General features: G+C 71.9%; 16 protein-coding genes. 5 read left to right on the plus strand and 11 right to left on the minus strand.

Features of this window, described 5'->3' with window-relative positions:
• Window positions 1–397: 397 nt before the first annotated feature.
• The 7 genes from pcaDC to AOQ37_RS12715 are packed head-to-tail and all read right to left on the minus strand — an operon-like array spanning window position 398 to window position 6,902.
• Window positions 398–1,525 carry a bifunctional 3-oxoadipate enol-lactonase/4-carboxymuconolactone decarboxylase PcaDC gene (pcaDC, locus tag AOQ37_RS12685; protein ID WP_062644289.1) on the minus strand — a complete coding sequence of 376 codons (1,128 nt, stop codon included), beginning with the start codon at window positions 1,523–1,525 and terminating at the stop codon, window positions 398–400.
• Window positions 1,522–2,853: a 3-carboxy-cis,cis-muconate cycloisomerase gene (pcaB, locus tag AOQ37_RS12690; RefSeq protein ID WP_062644291.1), complete on the minus strand. Its 1,332-nt coding sequence runs from the start codon at window positions 2,851–2,853 to the stop codon at window positions 1,522–1,524. Before pcaB ends, pcaDC begins: the two co-directional genes overlap by 4 nt.
• Window positions 2,850–3,455, minus strand: a complete 606-nt coding sequence (gene pcaG / locus AOQ37_RS12695; RefSeq protein ID WP_062644292.1) for a protocatechuate 3,4-dioxygenase subunit alpha — start codon at window positions 3,453–3,455, stop codon at window positions 2,850–2,852. Before pcaG ends, pcaB begins: the two co-directional genes overlap by 4 nt.
• A 6-nt stretch (window positions 3,456–3,461) precedes the next feature.
• A complete protein-coding gene (gene pcaH, locus AOQ37_RS12700) occupies window positions 3,462–4,235 on the minus strand; it encodes a protocatechuate 3,4-dioxygenase subunit beta (protein WP_062644293.1) in 774 nt (257 codons plus the stop codon).
• A 17-nt stretch (window positions 4,236–4,252) separates the two neighbouring features.
• Window positions 4,253–5,455: a thiolase family protein gene (locus tag AOQ37_RS12705; protein WP_062644515.1), complete on the minus strand. Its 1,203-nt coding sequence runs from the start codon at window positions 5,453–5,455 to the stop codon at window positions 4,253–4,255.
• 17 nt (window positions 5,456–5,472) lie between these two features.
• Window positions 5,473–6,120, minus strand: a complete 648-nt coding sequence (locus AOQ37_RS12710; protein ID WP_062644295.1) for a CoA transferase subunit B — start codon at window positions 6,118–6,120, stop codon at window positions 5,473–5,475.
• Complete coding sequence (locus AOQ37_RS12715) at window positions 6,120–6,902, minus strand: CoA transferase subunit A (RefSeq protein ID WP_062644297.1); 783 nt, start codon at window positions 6,900–6,902, stop codon at window positions 6,120–6,122. Before AOQ37_RS12715 ends, AOQ37_RS12710 begins: the two co-directional genes overlap by 1 nt.
• Window positions 6,903–7,127: 225 nt before the next feature.
• Here AOQ37_RS12715 and AOQ37_RS12720 point away from each other — a divergent pair, with 225 nt between their 5' ends.
• Window positions 7,128–7,592: a MarR family winged helix-turn-helix transcriptional regulator gene (locus tag AOQ37_RS12720; protein WP_062644299.1), complete on the plus strand. Its 465-nt coding sequence runs from the start codon at window positions 7,128–7,130 to the stop codon at window positions 7,590–7,592.
• Between the two features lie 46 nt (window positions 7,593–7,638).
• Here AOQ37_RS12720 and AOQ37_RS12725 read toward each other — a convergent pair whose 3' ends face one another.
• Window positions 7,639–8,658 carry a DUF3048 domain-containing protein gene (locus AOQ37_RS12725; protein ID WP_078890139.1) on the minus strand — a complete coding sequence of 340 codons (1,020 nt, stop codon included), beginning with the start codon at window positions 8,656–8,658 and terminating at the stop codon, window positions 7,639–7,641.
• Window positions 8,659–8,883: 225 nt separating this feature from the next.
• Here AOQ37_RS12725 and AOQ37_RS12730 point away from each other — a divergent pair, with 225 nt between their 5' ends.
• The gene (locus AOQ37_RS12730; RefSeq protein WP_062644300.1) at window positions 8,884–10,074 is read left to right on the plus strand and encodes a zinc-dependent alcohol dehydrogenase; all 1,191 of its coding nucleotides are present in this window, start codon (window positions 8,884–8,886) and stop codon (window positions 10,072–10,074) included.
• Between the two features lie 52 nt (window positions 10,075–10,126).
• On the opposite strand, the gene AOQ37_RS12735 is transcribed toward AOQ37_RS12730, so the two are convergent.
• The gene (locus tag AOQ37_RS12735; RefSeq protein WP_062644301.1) at window positions 10,127–11,239 is read right to left on the minus strand and encodes an ATP-dependent DNA ligase; all 1,113 of its coding nucleotides are present in this window, start codon (window positions 11,237–11,239) and stop codon (window positions 10,127–10,129) included.
• 185 nt (window positions 11,240–11,424) lie between these two features.
• Here AOQ37_RS12735 and ligD point away from each other — a divergent pair, with 185 nt between their 5' ends.
• Window positions 11,425–12,462 (plus strand): non-homologous end-joining DNA ligase, encoded by a 1,038-nt coding sequence (ligD, locus tag AOQ37_RS12740; RefSeq protein WP_062644302.1) that lies wholly within the window; start codon window positions 11,425–11,427, stop codon window positions 12,460–12,462.
• A 28-nt stretch (window positions 12,463–12,490) separates the two neighbouring features.
• Here the strand turns inward: ligD and AOQ37_RS12745 are convergent, their stop codons facing one another.
• Window positions 12,491–14,635, minus strand: a complete 2,145-nt coding sequence (locus tag AOQ37_RS12745) for an OmpL47-type beta-barrel domain-containing protein (RefSeq protein ID WP_062644521.1) — start codon at window positions 14,633–14,635, stop codon at window positions 12,491–12,493.
• Between the two features lie 53 nt (window positions 14,636–14,688).
• Window positions 14,689–17,166, minus strand: coding sequence for a ThuA domain-containing protein (locus AOQ37_RS12750; protein ID WP_199824988.1), 2,478 nt, complete (start codon window positions 17,164–17,166; stop codon window positions 14,689–14,691).
• A gap of 199 nt (window positions 17,167–17,365) precedes the next feature.
• Between AOQ37_RS12750 and AOQ37_RS12755 the strand changes: the two genes are divergently transcribed.
• Together AOQ37_RS12755 and AOQ37_RS12760 are read left to right on the plus strand one after the other, a co-directional pair.
• Window positions 17,366–18,391, plus strand: coding sequence for a multicopper oxidase domain-containing protein (locus AOQ37_RS12755; RefSeq protein WP_062644303.1), 1,026 nt, complete (start codon window positions 17,366–17,368; stop codon window positions 18,389–18,391).
• Between the two features lie 82 nt (window positions 18,392–18,473).
• Window positions 18,474–19,499: a LacI family DNA-binding transcriptional regulator gene (locus tag AOQ37_RS12760; protein WP_062644304.1), complete on the plus strand. Its 1,026-nt coding sequence runs from the start codon at window positions 18,474–18,476 to the stop codon at window positions 19,497–19,499.
• Window positions 19,500–19,645 lie beyond the last annotated feature (146 nt).

Below are 19,645 nucleotides of genomic sequence, written 5' to 3' on the forward strand. Positions count from 1 at the left end.
GGGGGCCGCTCCCCGATGGACGTGCCGCCCGGTCTCGACGGACCGGTGACAGGGCCTCGGCGGGCCCTCCGCACGGGCCTCAGTGGGTTGCCGCCCGGCCTCGGTGGACTGCGGCCGGTCCCCGGCGGGTCGGCGGCCGGGCCTCGGCGGACCTACTGCCAAAGCCCGGGCGGGCCTGCTGCCCGGGGTTCGCCGGCCCCGTCCCGGCCTCGACGGACCCGCCACCCGGTCTCGCACCGGTGGCTCGCGGCTGACCAGTGGCCGGGCCGAGGAGGCAGCCGCCCGGGTCGTGCGCCGTCGCCCCGTGTGCCTGACGCGTCCTGCCGACAGGGCAGCCGCGTGGATGGTGCGCCGCGGCTCGTGTGCCCGTCGGTTCCGGCGTGAGGGTGACATCGGGTCAGCCGGTTTCGTGTTCCTCCTCGGCCAGCACTCGCTGGGCCGTCGCGAAGGCCGAGTTCGCCGCCGGGACGCCGCAGTAGACGGCCGTCTGGAGCAGCACGGCGCCGATCTCCTGCGGGGTGAGCCCGTTGCGGCGGGCCGCTCGTACATGCATGGCCAGCTCGTCGTGGTGGCCGTGGGCCACCAGCGCGGTCAGCGTGACCATGCTGCGCTCGCGGCGGCTGAGCGTCGGGTCGGTCCAGATCTCGCCCCAGGCGTAGCGGGAGATGAAGTCCTGGTAGCGCGCGGTGAACGCGTTCTGCCGGGCCTGCGCACGGTCCACGTGCGCGTCCCCGAGCACCTCCCGGCGCACCTCCATGCCCCGCTCGGCCAGGCCGTCCAGGTGGGCGCGCAGCACGGTCAGGACGGCCTCGGGGCACTCGGCGGGCGCGAGATGCGAGGCGCCCGGGAGTTCGACCAGGGTGGCGCCCGGCACCGCGTCCGCGATCTCCCGCAGATGCGCCGGCGGCGTCGCCGGGTCCTGCCGCCCGGCGATCAGCAGGGTCCGCACGCCGATCTCCGGCAGCCGCTCCCGCAGATCGAACGCGGCCAGCGCGTCACAACACGCCGCGTAGGCCTCCGGGTCGGCGTCGCGGTGGTCGGCGACCAGCCCCGGCACGGTGAACCCGGGGGTGAACCAACGGGCGTTCGCGCCCTCGGCGAGCCCGGCGAGTCCCTCGCGGCGCACCAGCGCGGCCCGCTCCTGCCACGGCCCGGCCCCGTTGAAGTGGGCCGACGAGCAGATGACCGCCAGCGCCGACACCCGCTCCGGGTGGTGCAGCGCCAGATGCAGACCCACCGCGCCGCCCAGGGACACGCCCGCGTACGCGAACCGCTCCAGGCCGAGCGAGTCGGCGAGCGCCAGCACCAGGTCCGCGAGATCACCCACGGTGGCGCCGGGGCCGATGAGGTCGGCCGCCGAGCCCCCGTGCCCGGGCAGATCCCAGCGGATCACCCGGTGCGTGACGGACAGTTCCGGCGCGACCTTGTCCCACAGGGCGTACGACGTGCCCAGCGAGGGGCCGAGCAGCAGCGGGGGAGCGGTGGTCGGTCCCTCGGCACGGTGGTTGAGCAGCTTCTCGGTCAACGTCGCTCCAGCGCACGGTCGGTGAGGCTTCCGGCGGAGCCGGTGTAGCGGGCGGGGTCGGTGAGATCGTCGAGGTCGACGTCCTTCAAGCCGGGTTCCTCGGCGAGGAGTTCACCCAGCGGACGGCCCTCGGCGTAGGTGCGCCGGGCGAGTTCGGTCAGCAGCTCCTTGGCCCGGCCGCGGCCGAGCACCGCCGACAGCGCCGCGGACAGCCGCTCGGAGACGATCAGTCCGTGGGTGAGGCCGAGGTGTGCCCGCATCGCGTCGGCGTCCACCCGGAGCCCCCCGGTCAGTTCGGCCGCGTCCCGGGCGGCCCCGCCCGCCACTCGCAGCAGCTCCCTGAGCGGCTCCCACTCGGCGTGCCACGCCCCCGCCGGCCGCTCGTCCTGCGCCGCCAGCGATCCGTACAGCGTGGCCGCGAGCTGCGGAGCACGCCGGGCGGCGGCCGCGATCAACGTGGACCGCACGGGGTTCGCCTTGTGCGGCATGGCCGAGGAACCGCCGCCGCTGCCCTCCGCCACCTCGGCGATCTCGGTGCGCGCGAGGGTCAGGACGTCCGTCGCGACCTTCCCCAGCGCGCCCGCCGCGAAGGCCAGACAGCCGGCCAGGTCGGCGATCGGCGTGCGCAGGGTGTGCCACGGCAACAGCGGTGCCCGCAGCCCGAGTTCATCGGCGAAGGCACCGGGCAAGGCGGTCGCGTCGGTGGCTCCGTACGCCGTGAAGGCCGCCAGCGTCCCGGCCGCGCCGCCGAGTTGGGCCGGCAGCGAGTCCCGTACGGCTGTCACCCGGTCCCGCGCGTCGAGCACCAGCGACCGCCAGCCGGCCGCCTTCAGCCCGAAGGTCGTCGGCACGGCGTGCTGGGTGAGGGTGCGGCCCGGCATCGGTGTGTCGCGGTGCTCGGCGGCCAGCCGGGCCAGCGCCCGCTGGACGCGGTCGAGGTCGGCCAGCAGGAGACCGAGGGTACGGACCGCGACCAGCATCGTCGCCGTGTCCATGATGTCCTGGCTGGTCGCGCCCCGGTGGACGTACGGCCCGTACTCCTCACCGGCCGCCTTCGTGAGATCCGCGACCAGCGGGATCACCGGGTTTCCGCCCGCGCGCGCCCGCTCGGCCAGGGAGCGCACGTCGAACCCGCCGTCGTCGGCCGCCGAGGTGACGGCCGCGCCGGCGCCTCGCGGAGCCAGCCCCAGAGCCTCCTGGGCGCGGGTCAGCGCCGCCTCCGCGTCGAGCAGCGCCCGCAGATAGGCCCTGTCGTCGGTCGCGGCTGCGGCGGGGGAGCCGGTCCACCCGGGGGCGAGCAGACCGGCGTCGTGGTGAGCAGTTGTCACTGGAACTCCAGGAAGACCGTCTCGCCTTCGCCCTGAAGGCGGATGTCGAAACGGTAGGTCCCCAGCTCGCCCCGCGTGGCGATGAGCGTGTCGCGCCGCGCCGGGTCCACCCGCGCCAGCAGCGGGTCGGCGGTCAGCGCGGCCTCGTCGTCCGGCAGGTAGATCCGGGTGAACAGATGCACCAGCAGCCCGCGGGCGAACACGCAGACACTCAGGTACGGGGCGCTGTGTCCGCGCGCGCCGGGCCGCAGCGTCCGCGCCGACCAGTGGCCGTTCGCGTCCGTCTGGATGCGGCCCCAGCCGGTGAACTCGACGCCGTTGCGGCCGAGGAAACCACCGCTGGACGGGTCCCGCCGCATCGAGCCGTCCACCCGCGGCAGATTGCCCTCTGGGTCCGCGCCCCACAGCTCCAGGAACGCGTCCGGCAACGGGTTGCCCTCCCCGTCGTACACATGGCCCTGGAGCGCGATCGTGTCCGGGTGGCCGAGCGGGGCGATGTCACCGCCGCCGGGGAACGGCAGCGCGTGGCCGTAGAACGGGCCGACCGTGTGCGACGGAGTGGGCAGGACGCTCTCCGGGCGGCTCGTGTCGATCTTCGTCATGGCAGCTCAGCGTCCTTCTTCGATCCAGGTGGCGTGCGGCCCGTCGAGCACGATGTCCCAGTGGTAGCCCATCGAGAACTCCGGCACCGACAGGCTGTGGTCGTACGTGGCGACCAGCCGCTGCCGGGCCGCGTCGTCCGTCACCGACTGGATGATCGGGTCGTACGGGAACAGCGGGTCGCTCGGGAAGTACATCTGTGTCACCAGCCGCTGCGTGAACGCCGAGCCGAACAGCGAGAAGTGGATGTGGGCCGGTCGCCAGGCGTTGACGTGCTGACGCCAGGGGTAGGGGCCCGGCTGCACGGTGGTGAAACGGTAGAAACCGCTGTCGTCTGTGAGCGTGCGGCCGACGCCCGTGAAGTTCGGGTCCAGCGGCGCGTCGTGCTGCTCGCGCTGGTGGGCGTAGCGGCCCGCCGAGTTGGCCTGCCAGATCTCGACCAGCTGACCGCGCACCGGCCGGCCGTCACGGTCCAGCAGCCGGCCGGAAACGGTGATCCGCTCACCGATCGGCTCGCCGTTGTGCTGCCGGGTGAGGTCGTTGTCGATCTCGGTGATGTCCCGCTCGCCGAAGGCGGGGGAGGCCAGCTCCACCAGTTCCGGGTCCTTGCTGACGTCGATGGCGACCGGCGGCTGTTTCGGGTGGCGCAGGACGGAGGACCGGTACGGCGCGTAGTCGCGGCGCGGCTGGTGCTCGACGGGCGCGCCGTCGGCGAGCCGCTTCTCGTACGCGGCGTGCTCGGCCGCGATCTCCTGGTCGATGTCGGCTTGCGTGAGAGTCATGACGGTTCCCGGGTTTCTTAACGTTCGAGGACGAGGGCGAGGCCCTGGCCCACACCGATGCAGAGGGTGGCGACCCCGACGCCGCCGCCCCGACGGGCGAGCTGGTGGGCGACCGTGCCGGCCAGCCGGGCACCGGAGGCGCCGAGCGGGTGGCCGAGGGCGATCGCGCCGCCCTGCGGGTTGAGGACCGCCGGGTCGAACTCGGGCCACTCGGCCACACAGCCCAGCACCTGGGCCGCGAAGGCCTCGTTCAGTTCGAGCACCGACAGATCGGCGAAGCCCTTGCCCGCCTTGGCGAGCGCGCGGTTGACCGCCTCGACGGGGGCGAGCCCGAAGTACTGCGGGTCGATCGCGGACACGCCGGTGGCACTCACCCGGGCGAGCGGCTCACGTCCGGTCGCCCTCAACCCGTCCTCGTCCACCAGCAGCAGGGCCGCGGCGCCGTCGTTCAGCGGCGAGGCGTTGCCCGCCGTCACGGTGCCGTCCTCGGTCCGGAACGACGGCCGGAGCTTGGCCATCGCCTCCAGCGAGGCGTCCGGCCGGACGCATTCGTCGGCGCCGAACACGACCGGATCGCCCTTGCGCCGGGGGATCGACACCGGCGCGAGCTCGGCGTCGAACAGGCCGGCCTCCTGGGCCGCCGCGGCCTTGCGGTGGCTGGCGAGGGCGAACTCGTCCTGTTGCTCGCGGCCGATCTTGTGCTTGTCGGCGATCAGTTCGGCCGACTCGCCCAGCGGGATCGTCCACTGCGGGTCCATCCGCGGGTTGACCATCCGCCAGCCCAGCGTCGTCGAGTACAGCTCGGTGTGCCCGGCGGGGAACGCCCGGTCCGACTTCGGCAGCACGTACGGCGCGCGGGTCATCGACTCCACACCGCCCGCCACGGCGACGGAGGCGTCGCCGACCGCGATCGCCCGGGCCGCCTGGACGACCGCCTCCAGCCCGGAGGCGCACAGCCGGTTGACGGTGACACCGGGCACGGAGGTGGGCAGGCCCGCGAGCAGCGCGCCCATCCGGGCGACGTTGCGGTTCTCCTCACCGGCTCCGTTGGCGTTGCCGAAGTACACGTCCTCGATCCGGGACGGGTCCAACGCGGGTGTACGGGCCAGCAGTTCACGGATGGCGTGGGCGGCGAGGTCGTCCGGCCGCACCGAGGCGAGCGCGCCGTTGTAGCGGCCGATCGGGGTACGGACCGCGTCGACGACGTACACGGTCTTCAGCGTGTTGCCGGTGTCGCTCATGACGGGAACTCCTCGGCGATGCGGACCTTGGCGGCGGTCTTCTTCACGATCTCCTCCGCGGTGACGCCCGGCGCGGTCTCCACCAGCACCAGACCCTCCTCGGTGACGTCCAGGACGCCCAGGTCGGTGATGATCCGGTTCACGCAGGCCTTCCCGGTCAGCGGCAGCGCGCAGTCCGTGAGGATCTTGGGGCTGCCGTCCTTGGCGGTGTGGGTCATCACGACGATGACCGTGCGGGCGCCGTGCACCAGGTCCATCGCCCCGCCGATCCCGGTGATCAGCTTGCCGGGGATCGCCCAGTTCGCCAGGTCGCCGCGCTCGGAGACCTGCATCGCGCCGAGCACGGCGACGTCGATGTGCCCGCCGCGGATCATGCCGAAGGACAGCGCCGAGTCGAAGAAGGACGCGCCCGGCAGGACCGTCACGGTCTCCTTGCCGGCGTTGATCAGGTCCGGGTCGACGGCGTCGTCGGTGGGGTAGGGGCCGGTGCCCAGGATGCCGTTCTCGCTCTCCAGCACCACCTCGACGTCCGCCGGGAGGTAGTTGGGGATGAGGGTCGGCAGGCCGATGCCGAGATTGACGTACTGGCCGTCCTCCAGCTCGCGCGCGGCGCGGGCCGCCATCTCCTCGCGTGTCCAGGCCATCACTCGCTCACCGTTCCCTCGGTCACGGGCGCGGAGACCGTCCGCCGCTCGATCCTCTTGTCCGCCGCCTGCCCCGGGGTCAGCGCGAGCACCCGCTGCACGAAGATGCCCGGCACGTGGACCGCGTCCGGGTCGATCTCGCCGGGCTCGACGAGCTCCTCGACCTCGGCGATCGTGATCCGCCCGGCCATCGCGGACAGCGGGTTGAAGTTGCGGGCGGACCTGTTGAACACCAGGTTGCCGTGCCGGTCCCCCTTCGCCGCCCTGACCAGCGCGAAGTCCGTACGGATGGCGTGCTCTAGGACGTACTCCACGCCGTCGAACTCCCGGACCTCCTTCGGCGGTGACGCCAGGGCGACGCCGCCCTCACCGTCGTACCGCCACGGCAGTCCGCCGTCGGCGACCTGGGTGCCCACGCCCGCGGGGGTGTAGAAGGCGGGGATCCCGGCGCCGCCGGCCCGCAGCCGCTCGGCCAGCGTGCCCTGCGGGATCATCTCGACCTCGAGCTCACCGGACAGGTACTGGCGGGCGAACTCCTTGTTCGCACCGATGTAGGAACCGGTCACCCGGGCGATCCGCCCGGCGGCGAGCAGGACCGCGAGGCCCGACTCCATCGCGCCGCAGTTGTTGGAGACGACCGACAGTCCGGCGACGCCCCGCTCGTACAGAGCCTGGATGAGCACGTTCGGTACGCCGCTCAGTCCGAATCCGCCCACTGCCACAGACGCGCCGTCCGGCACGTCGGCCACCGCCTCCAGGGCCGTGGCGACCACCTTGTCCATCCGTGAAGCCCCATCTCTTCCGCGCGCCCCCGGCCGTCAATTAATCAGGGCACTGATTATTTCTCCGAGGTTTCACACACGCTGCCACCGTGGAGTGGAGCAGTCAAGACCCCAGGCCGGAGGTCTGACGAGGGTCACTCGGCCACAAGACGTGGCTCATCAGGCGGGGTATCGTTCAGTGCACCGATGAAATCAGACGGCGACATCTCACGCTGAGGAGCGCACATGGCCGCGGTGGATCTCACCAGCCACCCCGGGCACCTGGCCCGGCGGCTCCAGCAGGCGCACTACCTGCTGTGGAACACGATGGTCTCCGAGGAGATCACCTCGCCGCAGTTCGCGGTCCTCAACGCGCTCGTGGCCGAGCCGGGCCTCGACCAGCGCACGGTGGGGGAGCGGGTGGGGCTCGACCGTTCCACCATCGCCGAGGTGATCAGCCGGCTCATCCGCCGGGGCCTGCTCGACAAGGTCCGCGACCCCCAGGACGGGCGCCGCTTCCTGCTGGGCCTCACCGACGAAGGGCTGCGCACCCACCGCAGGCTGACCGTGCGCACGGCCCGGATGAACCAGGTCTTCCTGTCTCCCCTCTCGGCCGCGGAGCAGACCCTGTTCCTCGAGCTCATCCAGCGTGTCTCGGACGCGGCGGAGGGCCTGCGCAACCCCGGGGAACCGCTGGTCGCGCCGTCCTGAACGCGACACCGGCCCCCGGGTGCGCGGAGCCGCGCGGCGCGCCGCGTCAGGGTGCCTGGGCGAACACCACCCACACCTGACCCTGGGCGAAGGCGACCGGGGAGCCGTCGGCGGTCGTGAAGTCCGTGCCGGACGTGGCCGTCGCCCGCTTCCAGTTCACCTCGTGGACCCGCCCGTCACGCAGCACCCGCGCCGTTCCCGAGCCCACCGTCTCGGTGTACGGCGTGTTGTTGCCCAGGAAGTCGTGGAAGCCCGACGCGCGCACCTTCACGTACTGCACGACCACCGTGGCCGGGGCCACCCGCCGCCCGTCGGTCGTCACGGTCGGCGCGCCGTCCGTCGAGACCAGCCACCGGGCCCGGCTCGCGGACCAGGTGAAGGTGAAGCGCGCCGCCGGGTAGCGCACGGTGAGCGAGGGCAGCGCCGTACCGCCGGCGGGCGCGGCGCCGTAGCGGAACCCGGTGGTCAGCGCGGCGGCGCCCGGCGCGGCGGGCAGCAGGCGGCCCGGGCGCACGTAGAGGTTGTGCGGCGCGGCCCGGTCGGTGCCCCGGTAGTAGGCCCCGTCCCCGTCCGCGTCCTCGGGGGTGACGGCGTCCAGCGGCGCCCGGTCGATCAGCGGCAGCAGCTTGCCCTGCGCGCCGGAGAACGCCAGCACCGGACGCCGGAACTGGCGCAGCAACTCCAGATCCGACTCCCGGGCGCTGCGCACGGGACCGACGGCCTTCGGCAACGTGGTCGCGTACACGGCCATCAGCCGGCTCAGCCCGCCCTCGACCTGTTCGACGTAGACGACGTCCGCGGCGTCGAGACCGGTCTGCGGCCGGGCCCCCGGGGCGTTGTCGATCTTCACGGCGAGCGGGGAGGCGGCGACGGCGCTCGGGCTGGTGCTGCCGCTCGGGTCCGGCTGCCGCGAGGCGCTCCGGCTGTCGTCGCCTCTCGACGGCTCGCGGCTCGTCGTACAGCCCGCCGCGAGGGTGATCGCCAGCAGGACGGCCGACAGGGCCGCGACGAGGCCTTCCAGGTGTCTTCGGTGTCCGGCACGTCCTGGACGTATCGCGCCTGTCATGGCCACCCCCGTTTCGTGTCTCGATTGTGCGCTCATCCGTTCGAGAGTGGCTATGCGTGGCTCTGTGCGGGCTGTGCGGGCTGTGCGGGCTGTGCGGGCTGTGCGGGCTGTGCCGGCCGGGGTGGCGTGGTTCGGGGCCGGGGCGTCGGGTACCCGGGCCGCAGCCAGGAACCGGTACCCCCGGACCAGCCGGGACGGGCCGGTCGGCGGAGGGAGCGCGGTGCGATGAAGGCAGTGACCTGGCAGGGCAAGCGGGACGTCAGGGTGGACACGGTTCCCGACCCGACGATCCAGGAACCGACGGACGCCGTCATCCGCATCACGTCCAGCGGTCTGTGCGGCTCCGACCTCCACCTGTACGAGGTGCTCACCCCGTTCATGACCCCGGGCGACATCCTCGGCCACGAGCCCATGGGCATCGTCGAGGAGGTCGGTGCCGCGGTACCCGATCTGCGGGCGGGCGACCGGGTCGTGGTGCCCTTCCAGATCGCCTGCGGCAACTGCTGGATGTGCCTGAACGCGCTGCCCACCCAGTGCGAGACGACCCAGGTCACCGGCGAGGGAATGGGTGCCGCGCTGTTCGGCTACACCCGCCTGTACGGGGCGGTGCCCGGTGCCCAGGCCGAGTATCTGCGCGTACCGCAGGCCCAGTTCGGCCCCATCAAGGTGCCGGAGGGGCCGCCCGACGACCGCTTCGTCTACCTCTCCGACGTGCTGCCCACCGCCTGGCAGGCGGTCGCCTACGCCGACATCCCCGAGGGCGGCACCGTCGCGGTGCTCGGCCTCGGCCCCATCGGTGACATGGCCTGCCGCATCGCCCAGGTACGCGGCGCGGGCCGGGTGTTCGGTGTGGACCTGGTCGGCGACCGGCTGCGCCGGGCCCGCGCGCGCGGCGTGGAGACGTACGACCTGCGCAGTTTCGACACCGAGAAGGAGCTCGTCGCCGCGATCCGCGACGAGACCGACGGCCGCGGCCCCGACGCGGTGATCGACGCCGTCGGCACCGAGGCGCACGGCAGCGCGGCCGCTCGCATGATCCAGAACGCCGCCGCCATGCTGCCTCGCAAACTGAGCGGCCCGCTCGCGGAACGCTTCAGCGTCGACCGGCTCGCCGCCCTGCACACCGCCATCGAGCTGGTGCGCCGCGGCGGCACCCTCTCCCTCGTCGGTGTCTACGGCGGTATGGCCGACCCGCTGCCGATGCTCACCATGTTCGACAAGCAGCTCCAGATCCGCATGGGGCAGGCCAACGTACGCCGCTGGAGCGACGAGATCATGCCGTACCTCACCGACGAGGACCCGCTCGGCGTCGACGACTTCGCCACCCACCGCGTGCCGCTGTCGGACGCCCCGCACGCCTACGAGATGTTCCAGCACAAGCAGGACGGCGCGGTGAAGATCCTGATGACGCCGTGACGGACGAGCGCGCGGGAACCCGCCCGCCTCCGCCTACGCCCCCACCTACGCCTCAGGCTCCGTGGGGCGGCGTGGGCGGTGCGGCGGGCGGCCTCACGGGCGGGGCCCCGAGGATCTCCGCCAGGTCGTAGCGCACCGGTTCCTCCAGTTGCGCGTACGTGCAGCTGGTCGCGGTGCGGTCGGGGCGCCAGCGGCGGAAGCGGGCGGTGTGCCGGAACCGTGCCCCGTTCTCCATGTGGTCGTACGCCACCTCGATCACCCGCTCGGGCCGCAGCGGCACCCAGGACAGGTCCTTCTTGCCCGACCAGCGGCTCGGCGCCCCGGGCAGCCGCGCCGTCTCGTGCGCGGCCTCCTCGGCCCAGGCCGCCCACGGATGACCCGCCGCGTCCTCCATGCGCAACGGCTCCAGCTCCTCGATCAGCTCCGCCCGGCGTTTCATGGCGAACGCGGCCGACACGCCGACGTGCTGGAGGACGCCCCTGTCGTCGTACAGGCCCAGCAGCAGGGAGCCCACCACCGGCCCGCTCTTGTGGAAGCGGTATCCCGCGACGACGACGTCCGCGGTGCGCTCGTGCTTGACCTTGAACATGGCGCGCTCGTCCTGGCGGTAGCGCAGGGTGAGCGGTTTGGCGATCACGCCGTCAAGTCCCGCGCCCTCGTACTCCTCGAACCACCGCTGTGCCACCTCGGCGTCGGTCGTCGCCGGTGCCAGGTGCACCGGCGCCGTCACTTCGGCGAGCGCCCCGGTCAGCAGCTCACGCCGGTCGCTCAGCGGCACGTCCAGGAGCGCCCGGTCCTCGAGCGCCAGCAGGTCGAAGGCGACGAACGACGCCGGGGTCCGTTCGGCGAGGGTGCGCACCCGGGACTGCGCCGGGTGGATGCGCTCGGTGAGGGCGTCGAAGTCGAGCCGGCCCTCCCGGGCGATCACGATCTCCCCGTCCAGCACGCACCGGAGCGGCAACCGCTCCCGCAACGCCTCCACCAGCTCCGGGAAATACCTGGTCAACGGTTTGCCGGTGCGGCTGCCCAACTCGATCTCGGCACCGTCGCGGAACACGATCGCCCGGAAACCGTCCCACTTCGCCTCGTACTGCATGCCCGGCGGGATCGCCGCCACCGACTTGGCGAGCATCGGTTTCACGGGCGGCATCACGGGCAGATCCATGCTCCGATTCTGCGCGAGGGCGGCGGGTACCGCCCGGTGTGCGGGCCGTCCGGTGTGCAGGTCGTGCGACGGGTGGGCCGTGCGATGCCTGGGTCGTGCGGGCGCTGCGATGCGTGGGCCGTCCGGGGTGCGGGGGCCGCCGCGAGCTGATGCGAGGTCGCGGAGGTGTGTCTACCGTGGCTCGCATGGGCGATGCGGTGGAACTGGAAGTGGCCGGGCGCACGGTACGGCTGTCCAGCCCGGACAAGGTGTTCTTCCCGGAGCGCGGTTTCACCAAGCTGGACCTCGCCCGCTACTACCAGGCGGTCGCCCCCGGCATCCTGCGCGCCCTGCGCAACCGCCCCACCACCCTGGAGCGCTACCCGGACGGCGTCACCGGCGAGTCCTTCTTCCAGAAGCGGGCGCCGAAGAACATGCCCGACTGGATCCCGACCGCTCACATCACCTTCCCCAGCGGACGCAGCGCCGACGAGATGTGCCCGACCGAGGAGGCCGCCGTCCTGTGGGCCGCCCAGTACGGCACCCTCACCTTCCATCCCTGGCCCGTGCGCCGCGACGACGTCGACCGCCCCGACGAGCTGCGCATCGACCTCGACCCGCAGCCCGGCACCGACTACGACGACGCGGTCCACGCCGCCCATGAACTGCGGTCCGTGTTGGAGGAGTTCGGCGGTCTGCGCGGATGGCCCAAGACCTCGGGCGGCCGCGGTCTGCACGTCTTCGTGCCGATCGAACCCCGCTGGACCTTCACCCAGGTCCGGCGTGCCGCCATCGCCGTCGGCCGGGAGATGGAACGGCGGCTGCCGGAGCGGGTGACCATCAAGTGGTGGAAGGAGGAGCGGGGCGAGCGCATCTTCATCGACTACAACCAGACCGCCCGCGACCGCACCATCGCCTCCGCCTACTCCGTGCGTCCCCGTCCGCACGCGCCCGTCTCTGCGCCGCTGCGCTGGGAGGAGGTCGGCGACGCGCACCCCGGCGACTTCGACCTCGCGACCATGCCGGCCCGGTACGCCGAACTCGGCGACGTGCACGCCGACATGGACGACCACGCGTTCTCCCTGGAGCCCCTCCTCGAACTGGCCCGCCGCGACGAACACGACCACGGCCTGGGGGACCTGCCGTATCCGCCGGAGTACCCGAAGATGCCCGGCGAGCCGAAGCGCGTGCAGCCGAGCCGGGCACGGCACGAGGACGCCCCGGGCGGACCCGGGGCGTCCTAGCCGGCCCGGACCACCCGGACCGCTCCGCTCAGAGTTCCTTGACGCGGATGTCCCGGTACGAGACGACGTCCGTCGTGCCGTGCACCTGGAGCCCGAGGTAGCCGGAGGCGAAACGCCGTCCGTCGGTGCCCGGGTCGTCCGCGCGCGGCGGGGAGAACTCCTGGCCGCCGGTGTTGTCGAACTCGTTGATCAGCACACCGTTGCGGTAGACCGAGTAGTGCTGGTCGACCACCCTGATCTCGTAGTCGTTCCAGGTCCCCTTCTGGGTGACGCCGGCGCCGGCGAGTCCCACCCGGTCGAAGCCGTACACCGACCCGGTCTTGTACATGTCCCCGTCCGGCCGGTCCAATACCTGTATCTCGTGTCCGTACTTGATCGCGACCCACTCCGGTCGCGGCTCCTCGGCATGGTCGTGGACCCACGGGAAGCGCACGAAGACACCGGAGTTGGCGTTGCCCGTGCCCGGTGCGTCGTCACGCCACTGGAGCTTCAGCGAGAAGTCGCCGTACTTGCGCTCGGGGAACCACAGCATGCCCAGGCCCTCTCGGGTGGTGCCGCTGGTGATCGACCCGTCGGTGTTCCGCGTGAACGAACCACCTCCCACCTGCTGCCACTTGGCGAACGACTCCGCGCTGCCGTCGAGGATCGTGCGGTAGCCCTCGGTCTGGCCGGGCTTGCCGATCCCGGACTCCCGTGCGGCCTCCTGGACTGCGTCGTACTCACGCCCGTCCACCACCCCTTCGGCGAACAGCGCGTCGAGGACGGTCTTCACGTGCTTGAGGAACAGCGCGTGGGACGTCCACTCCTTCTCGTCCTCGATCAACTCGTTGACGCGGCACCGCTTGTTCGTCAGCCGGTTCGGCACCCCCGAGTCGACCGTGCCCACGATGACCGTCAACCGCTCGTCGTATTCCGGGCAGTTGGGGGCCGGGACCGGACTGGACACCACCGTGAAGGTCACGGTGCGCGCGGTGGAGGTGTTGCCCGCCTTGTCGGTGGCACGGTAGGCGAGGCTGTGCGGACCGGCGCGGTCGACCACCACGGGGACGGTGTAGGCGATGTAGGGGCCGGCGTCGAGCGAGTACTCGATCCGTTCGACACCCGTCCCGTGCTCGTCCGTCGCGCTGACGGTCACCCTGGCGTTGCCGACGTAGGCTCCGGCGGAGTTCCTGGTGCCGTCGACCGTCACGCCGGTCACCGGGGGTGTGGTGTCCTGCGGGGTCGCCGCGACCACGGTGAACCGGACGTCCTTCTCGGCGGACACGTTGCCCGCCTTGTCGGTGGCCCGGTACCGCACGGTGTGGGTGCCGACCTGATGCACCATGACGGGCGCCGTGTACGGCTGCCAGGCCCCGGAGCCGACCGCGTACTCGACGGTGTTGACGCCGGATCCGGTGTCGGAGGCCGACACGGTGACGGTCGCCATGTCGATGTACGTGCCGTCGGGGCTCCGCTCGCCGCTCACGGTCCCCGAGGTGTCCGGGGGAGTCGTGTCGTCGGAGGGCGGCGCGACGACCGTGAAGGCGACGCTCTTCTCCGCGGAGACGTTTCCGGCCTTGTCGAACGCCCGGTAACGGATCTGGTGGCTGCCGACCTGGTCGACGACGACCGGCGCGGTGTACGGGATCCAGTCACCCGAGGCGCCGACCGCGTACTGGACGGCGTCGACCCCCGACCCGCCGTCGTCGGTCGCCGCGATCGCGACACTCGCCGAGCCGACGTACTCGCCCCGCGCGTTCTGTGTGCCGGTGACCCGCGCCGTCGTCCCGGGCGCAGTGGTGTCCTCGCCGCCGCCCTCGGTCACCACCAGGATGCCCTGCATCTGGCCGTGGCCGGGGATGGTGCAGTGGTAGAAGTAGCGCCCCGGGGTCAGGGTGACCTCGGCGGTGTGCCGCCCGCCCGTGTCGTCGTTCGGGTTGGCCAGGATGTTCAGCGCGACGTCGTCGTTGAACTCGGGGTCGCTGGTCGCGAACGTCAACGTGTGCGGCATGCCCATGGTGTTGCCGGTCGCCACACTGTTCTCGAAGACGATCGTCGCCTGGCCCGCAACCGCGGTCGTCGGCGCCGCACCGTACTGGGTGATGTCGTCACCGGCGGTCCAGGTGAGCACCTGGGCGGCGGCCTCCGGTTCGGTCCGTGCCGTGCTGGGCGCCGCCTGAAGCCCGAGGGTCATCAGCACGGCGGCCAACAGGGCCGTGAAGATTCTCCGTTGTCGTGGCTGCCGTGTCACCGCGTCCCCCTCGCCAGCCGGTCGGCGGCCGGCGTCGGACCGCCGCCCTGGTAAGTGACCCTCCACAGAGCCGACTTGGCGTCCGAGGTGAAGAAGCCGCGGCCGTAGTCGAGGACGTACAGGGCGCCGTCCGGACCGAACTTCCAGTCCATGAGGTTCTTGATGCCGTCGTTGCCGACCGGCACGATCTTCTTCAGCGACTCCGAGTGGACCGGCAGACCGCCCGATGCCTGGGTCCTCGGGTCCATGACCACCGCGTTGCGCGGCTGATCGGCGTCGTAGAAGTCGCCGACGAACCACTTGCCGTCCCAGTACGCGGGCCACCTGACCGCGCTCGAACCGGCCGCGTCGTAGCGGTAGAGCGGGCCGTTCATCGCCGCCTGGCCGCCGCCCTTGAGCCACGGCAGCCGGTAGGTCGCCTGGTCCTGCCGATAGGAGGGGACACCGGCCGCGTCGCGCGGGTAGTCGGGTGCGCCGCCCTGGGGCGAGTACCAGATGTTGTTGCCGGTGACCGGCGGCAGGTTGACCAGGCCGTCGTTGTTCGGCGACTCGTTCTTCGGGTGGTCGCAGTCGTACCAGCCGAGCGGCTGTGACGGATCCGGCAGGTTGCGGTCCCGGTAGGGCTGCTTGTCGCCCATGCAGTACGGCCAGCCCCGGTTGCCCGCCTGGGTGATGACGGCGAACGTGTCGTACTTCGCCGGGCCCCAGGTGGGCGACGGCTCGCCCGCGTCCGGGCCCACCCAGCCCGCGTACAGGATGTCGGTGGCGGGGTCCACGGAGATGCGCGCCGGGTTGCGGACGCCCATCACATAGATCTCGCCGCGGGTCTTGCCGCCACCCTCGTCGGTCTCCCGGCCCGTGAACAGGTTCCCCGAAGGCAGGGTGTACGTGCCGTCGGGCTCCGGGTGGATGCGCAGGATCTTGCCGTTGAGGTTGTGGGTGTTCCCGGCCGTGCGGCGCGCGTCGGCGAAGGAGACGCCCTTGAAGTTCGGCTGCGGGTTGTTGCCGGAGTAACCGCCGCTGAAACCACTGGAGTTGTTGTCACCGGTGGCGATGTAGAGGTTGCCCTTCGAGTCCCAGGCGAGACCCCCGCCCGCGTGACAGCAACTGTGCACCTGCACCGGCCACTTGAGCAGTACCTTCTCGCTGCCCAGGTCGAGCCGGTTCGTCGCGAGGTCGAGCGTGAAGCGGGAGACGCGCCGCTCGGCCGTCCGGGTGTCACGGTCGACGCCCGAGTGCGGCGTGTAGTGCAGGTACACCCAGCCGTTCTGCTCGAAGCGCGGGTCGAGTTCGATGCCGAGGAGACCTTCCTCGACCTTGACGAGCTCGTCGCCGCCGCCCTTGTCGCCGAAGACGGTCAGTTCCCCGGCCAGCGTGACCTTCTTGGTCGCCGGGTCGTAGACGTGGATCTGGCCCTTGCCCTTGCCCACGTCCGGGTTGTTCCAGTCGGTGATCACCGGCCGGGAGGAGTCGGCGCCGCCCCGGCCGATGTAGAGAACCCGGCCGTCGGGTGCGGTGACCAGACCGTGCGGTTCACCGATCTGGTCGTTCTGGCCGGGCTGGTTGGCCGGGGTCAGGCGTTCGGCCTTGTAGTTGCCGGTGATGGTCGCCTTGCAGTCGGCCCGCACCAGCCGGGACGTCCAGAGCAGCGCGCCGCGCAGATGCGTACGGAAGTCCGCCTCGTCGTAGGACGAGACCGTGCCGCCCATGCCGGTGTAGAAGGAGCGGCCGCCGTCGTAGTCGCGACACCAGCTCACCGGGTGGTCGGCGCCGTTGGCGCTCGCGCCCGGCCGGTACGTGGACTCGCGCACCCGGGCGACGGTGTGCACCGTGCCGGTCGGGTTCTTCACCCAGTTCGGCCACACGTCGGGGCGCTTCCACTCCAGCGGCAGCGTTCCGGTGGCCGGATGCCGCCGGTCGCCGACCTCGACCGTGGCCCGCTGTACGGCCGTCGGGCTCGACGCGGCCGGACGGGCACCGATCAGTTGGGTGAACCAGTCCGAGTAGGGCTCCGCCCGGGCCGCGTCGTGGATGCCGACGAACCCGCCGCCGGCCTCCATGTAGGCCTCCAGGCCGGCTTCCTGTTCCGGGTCGAGGACGTCGCCGCCTCCGGTCAGGAACACGACGGCGTTGTAGGTGCCCAGTTCGGTCGCGCTGGTGAAGACCGAGGCGTCGTCCGTGGCCTCGACCTCGAAGCGTTGCTCCGCCGGTCCCGACAGGCCGATCCGCTCGATGGCCTCGATCCCGGCGTTGACGACCGGCGACTCCTCTCCGGCCGCGGCCGACCCGTGGAAGATCAGCACCCGTACATCCGCGCCGCCCGGCGGCGACTTGATGGACATCGTTGTCGGGAGTGGCTCGGGCGCCGGGCGCGCCTCCGCGGCCGGCGCGGTCAGCAGGCCGGCGACAAGCGTGGCGCACGCCACGGCGGTCACCCGGACCCGTCTTCTCGTACTCGATCCTCGTAAGTGCATGGGCACCTCCTCGGTCACAGCGACAGCGCCAAGGAAGCTAGACCCCATGTGCCTGACTCGCCAATAGCTATGACCGCAATGGCACGAACTTTGTCCTGGGTGTGGAGAAACTGCGGAACGGCCGGTACCGTCTCACAGGTTCATCACAGGCTCGTCTTCTTCATCGTCGCAAATTCCGTACCAGGGTGGGGAGTTCGGCATGGACAGACGCGGGTTCAACCGCCGGGTGCTGCTGGGCGGTGCCGCCGCCGCGACATCGTTGTCCTTGGGGCCGAGGGCGGTGAGCGCCGACGGACCGGCCAGGACCGCGCCGGCGGGAGGAGCGGTCAGACACCTCAAGCTGTACGCGGAGAAGCTCGCCGACGGACAACTCGGCTACGGCTTCGAGAAGGGGAAGGCGACCGTCCCCGGACCGCTGATCGAACTCAACGAGGGCGACACCGTCCACATCGAGGTGGAGAACACCCTGGACGTGGCCGCGAGTCTGCACGTCCACGGCCTGGACTACGAAGTGTCCAGCGACGGCACGAAGTTGAACCGGAGCGACATCGAGCCCGGCGCTACCCGTACCTACACCTGGCGCACCCACGCCCCCGGTCGCCGCGCCGACGGCACCTGGCGGGCGGGCAGCGCGGGCTACTGGCACTACCACGACCACGTCGTGGGAACGGAACACGGCACCGGTGGCATCCGCAAAGGGCTGTACGGGCCGGTGATCGTGCGGCGCAAGGGCGACATCCTTCCCGACGCCACCCACACGATCGTCTTCAACGACATGACGATCAACAACAGGCCCGCCCACTCGGGCCACCAGGGCCCAGACTTCGAGGCGACGGTCGGTGACCGGGTCGAGTTCGTGATGATCACGCACGGCGAGTACTACCACACCTTCCACATGCACGGTCACCGCTGGGCCGACAACCGCACGGGGCTGCTCACCGGACCCGACGACCCCAGCCAGGTCGTCGACAACAAGATCGTGGGCCCGGCCGACTCCTTCGGCTTCCAGGTGATCGCGGGGGAGGGGGTGGGCGCGGGCGCCTGGATGTACCACTGCCATGTACAGAGCCACTCCGACATGGGCATGGTCGGTCTGTTCCTGGTGAGGAAGCCCGACGGCACGATCCCGGGATACGAACCGCACGATCCGCACGCGTCGCACGGGACCCCTGCTCCGGACGGGCCCCCTGTTCCGGACGGGACCGGCACCGCGCACGAACACTGAGGGACGCGGGCCGGAGAGCGCTCTCACCCGGGACGTCTCCCGGAGTTATCCTGAGCCGCAGCCGGCCAGGAGGAGCCCCGAAGTGACCGAGACAGCGTCGCGTCCCACGCTGGAGGCCGTGGCCGCACGGGCCGGGGTCTCCCGGGCGACCGTGTCACGCGTCGTCAACGGCGGGGACGGCGTCCGCGAGCCGCTCGTCGAGCGGGTGCGCCGGGCCGTGGAGGAGCTCGGCTACGTCCCCAACCAGGCGGCACGCAGCCTGGTGACGAAGCGGCACGACGCGGTCGCCGTGGTCATCGCCGAACCGGAGACCCGGGTCTTCGCCGACCCCTTCTTCGCCCTCCAGCTCCGCGGTATCAGCAAGGAACTGACGTCCCACGACAACCAGTTGGTGCTGCTGCTCACCGAGGGCCGGGACGATCACGCCCGGGTCGCCCGCTACCTCGCCGGCGGCCATGTCGACGGCGCCCTGGTCTTCTCGCTCCACCTCGACGACCCGCTCCCCGGGCTGATCCAGGGCGCCGGTGTCCCCACCGTGTTCGGCGGCCGTCCCGGCTGGAGCGACGGCACCCGGGACGTGGTCTACGTCGACAGCGACAACCGCGGCGGTGCCCGCGCGGCCGTGCGCCTGCTGGCCGGGCTCGGCCGCACCCGCATCGCGCACATCACCGGACCCCTCGACCAGACCTCCGCGGCCGACCGGCTCGACGGGTACCGGGAGGTCATGGGCGTGCACGACCCGCGGCTCGTCGTCGAGAGCGACTTCACCCCCGGCGGCGCCGAGCGGGCCATGCGCGAACTCCTCGACCGCCGCCCCGACCTGGACGCCGTGTTCGCCGCCAACGACCTCGCCGCCTCGGGAGCCCTGCGCGTCCTGCGGGAACGCGGGCGCCGGGTGCCCGAGGACGTCGCCGTGGTCGGCTTCGACGACATGCTCCCGGTCGCCGAACAGAGCGATCCGCCGCTGACCACGGTCCGTCAGGACATCGAGGAGATGGGCCGGATCATGGCCCGGCTGCTGCTGCGCCGCCTCGACCGGAGCGTCGCCGACGAGGGGCCGGGCGGAGTGGTCCTGCCGACGACGCTGGTGCGCCGCGCCTCGGCCTGACCGGGCCCGCCACCCGGCCCACCGCCGTCCCCGCCCGGCCCACCGCCGTCCCCGCCCCGCTCACCGCCGTCCCTGTCCCGTATATCGCCGTCGGCCCAGCCCGGCTCCCCACCTGCGCAGCCCGGCCCGTTACCCGCGTCGCCCCG

Origin of the sequence: Streptomyces maremycinicus (genome assembly GCF_001184025.1) — a bacterium.
GTDB classification, from domain to species: Bacteria; Actinomycetota; Actinomycetes; order Streptomycetales; family Streptomycetaceae; genus Streptomyces; species Streptomyces maremycinicus.

What these genes read in the sequence shown, in the direction of transcription:
- AOQ37_RS12710 (WP_062644295.1), bottom strand. Translation starts at nt 6,120, where the DNA reads ATGGCCTGGACACGCGAGGAGATGGCGGCCCGCGCCGCGCGCGAGCTG.
- pcaH (WP_062644293.1), bottom strand. Translation starts at nt 4,235, where the DNA reads ATGACTCTCACGCAAGCCGACATCGACCAGGAGATCGCGGCCGAGCAC.
- AOQ37_RS12730 (WP_062644300.1), top strand. Translation starts at nt 8,884, where the DNA reads ATGAAGGCAGTGACCTGGCAGGGCAAGCGGGACGTCAGGGTGGACACG.
- AOQ37_RS12715 (WP_062644297.1), bottom strand. Translation starts at nt 6,902, where the DNA reads ATGGACAAGGTGGTCGCCACGGCCCTGGAGGCGGTGGCCGACGTGCCG.
- AOQ37_RS12725 (WP_078890139.1), bottom strand. Translation starts at nt 8,658, where the DNA reads ATGACAGGCGCGATACGTCCAGGACGTGCCGGACACCGAAGACACCTG.
- ligD (WP_062644302.1), top strand. Translation starts at nt 11,425, where the DNA reads ATGGGCGATGCGGTGGAACTGGAAGTGGCCGGGCGCACGGTACGGCTG.
- AOQ37_RS12750 (WP_199824988.1), bottom strand. Translation starts at nt 17,166, where the DNA reads ATGCACTTACGAGGATCGAGTACGAGAAGACGGGTCCGGGTGACCGCC.
- AOQ37_RS12745 (WP_062644521.1), bottom strand. Translation starts at nt 14,635, where the DNA reads ATGACCCTCGGGCTTCAGGCGGCGCCCAGCACGGCACGGACCGAACCG.
- AOQ37_RS12720 (WP_062644299.1), top strand. Translation starts at nt 7,128, where the DNA reads ATGGCCGCGGTGGATCTCACCAGCCACCCCGGGCACCTGGCCCGGCGG.
- AOQ37_RS12755 (WP_062644303.1), top strand. Translation starts at nt 17,366, where the DNA reads ATGGACAGACGCGGGTTCAACCGCCGGGTGCTGCTGGGCGGTGCCGCC.
- pcaG (WP_062644292.1), bottom strand. Translation starts at nt 3,455, where the DNA reads ATGACGAAGATCGACACGAGCCGCCCGGAGAGCGTCCTGCCCACTCCG.
- AOQ37_RS12735 (WP_062644301.1), bottom strand. Translation starts at nt 11,239, where the DNA reads ATGGATCTGCCCGTGATGCCGCCCGTGAAACCGATGCTCGCCAAGTCG.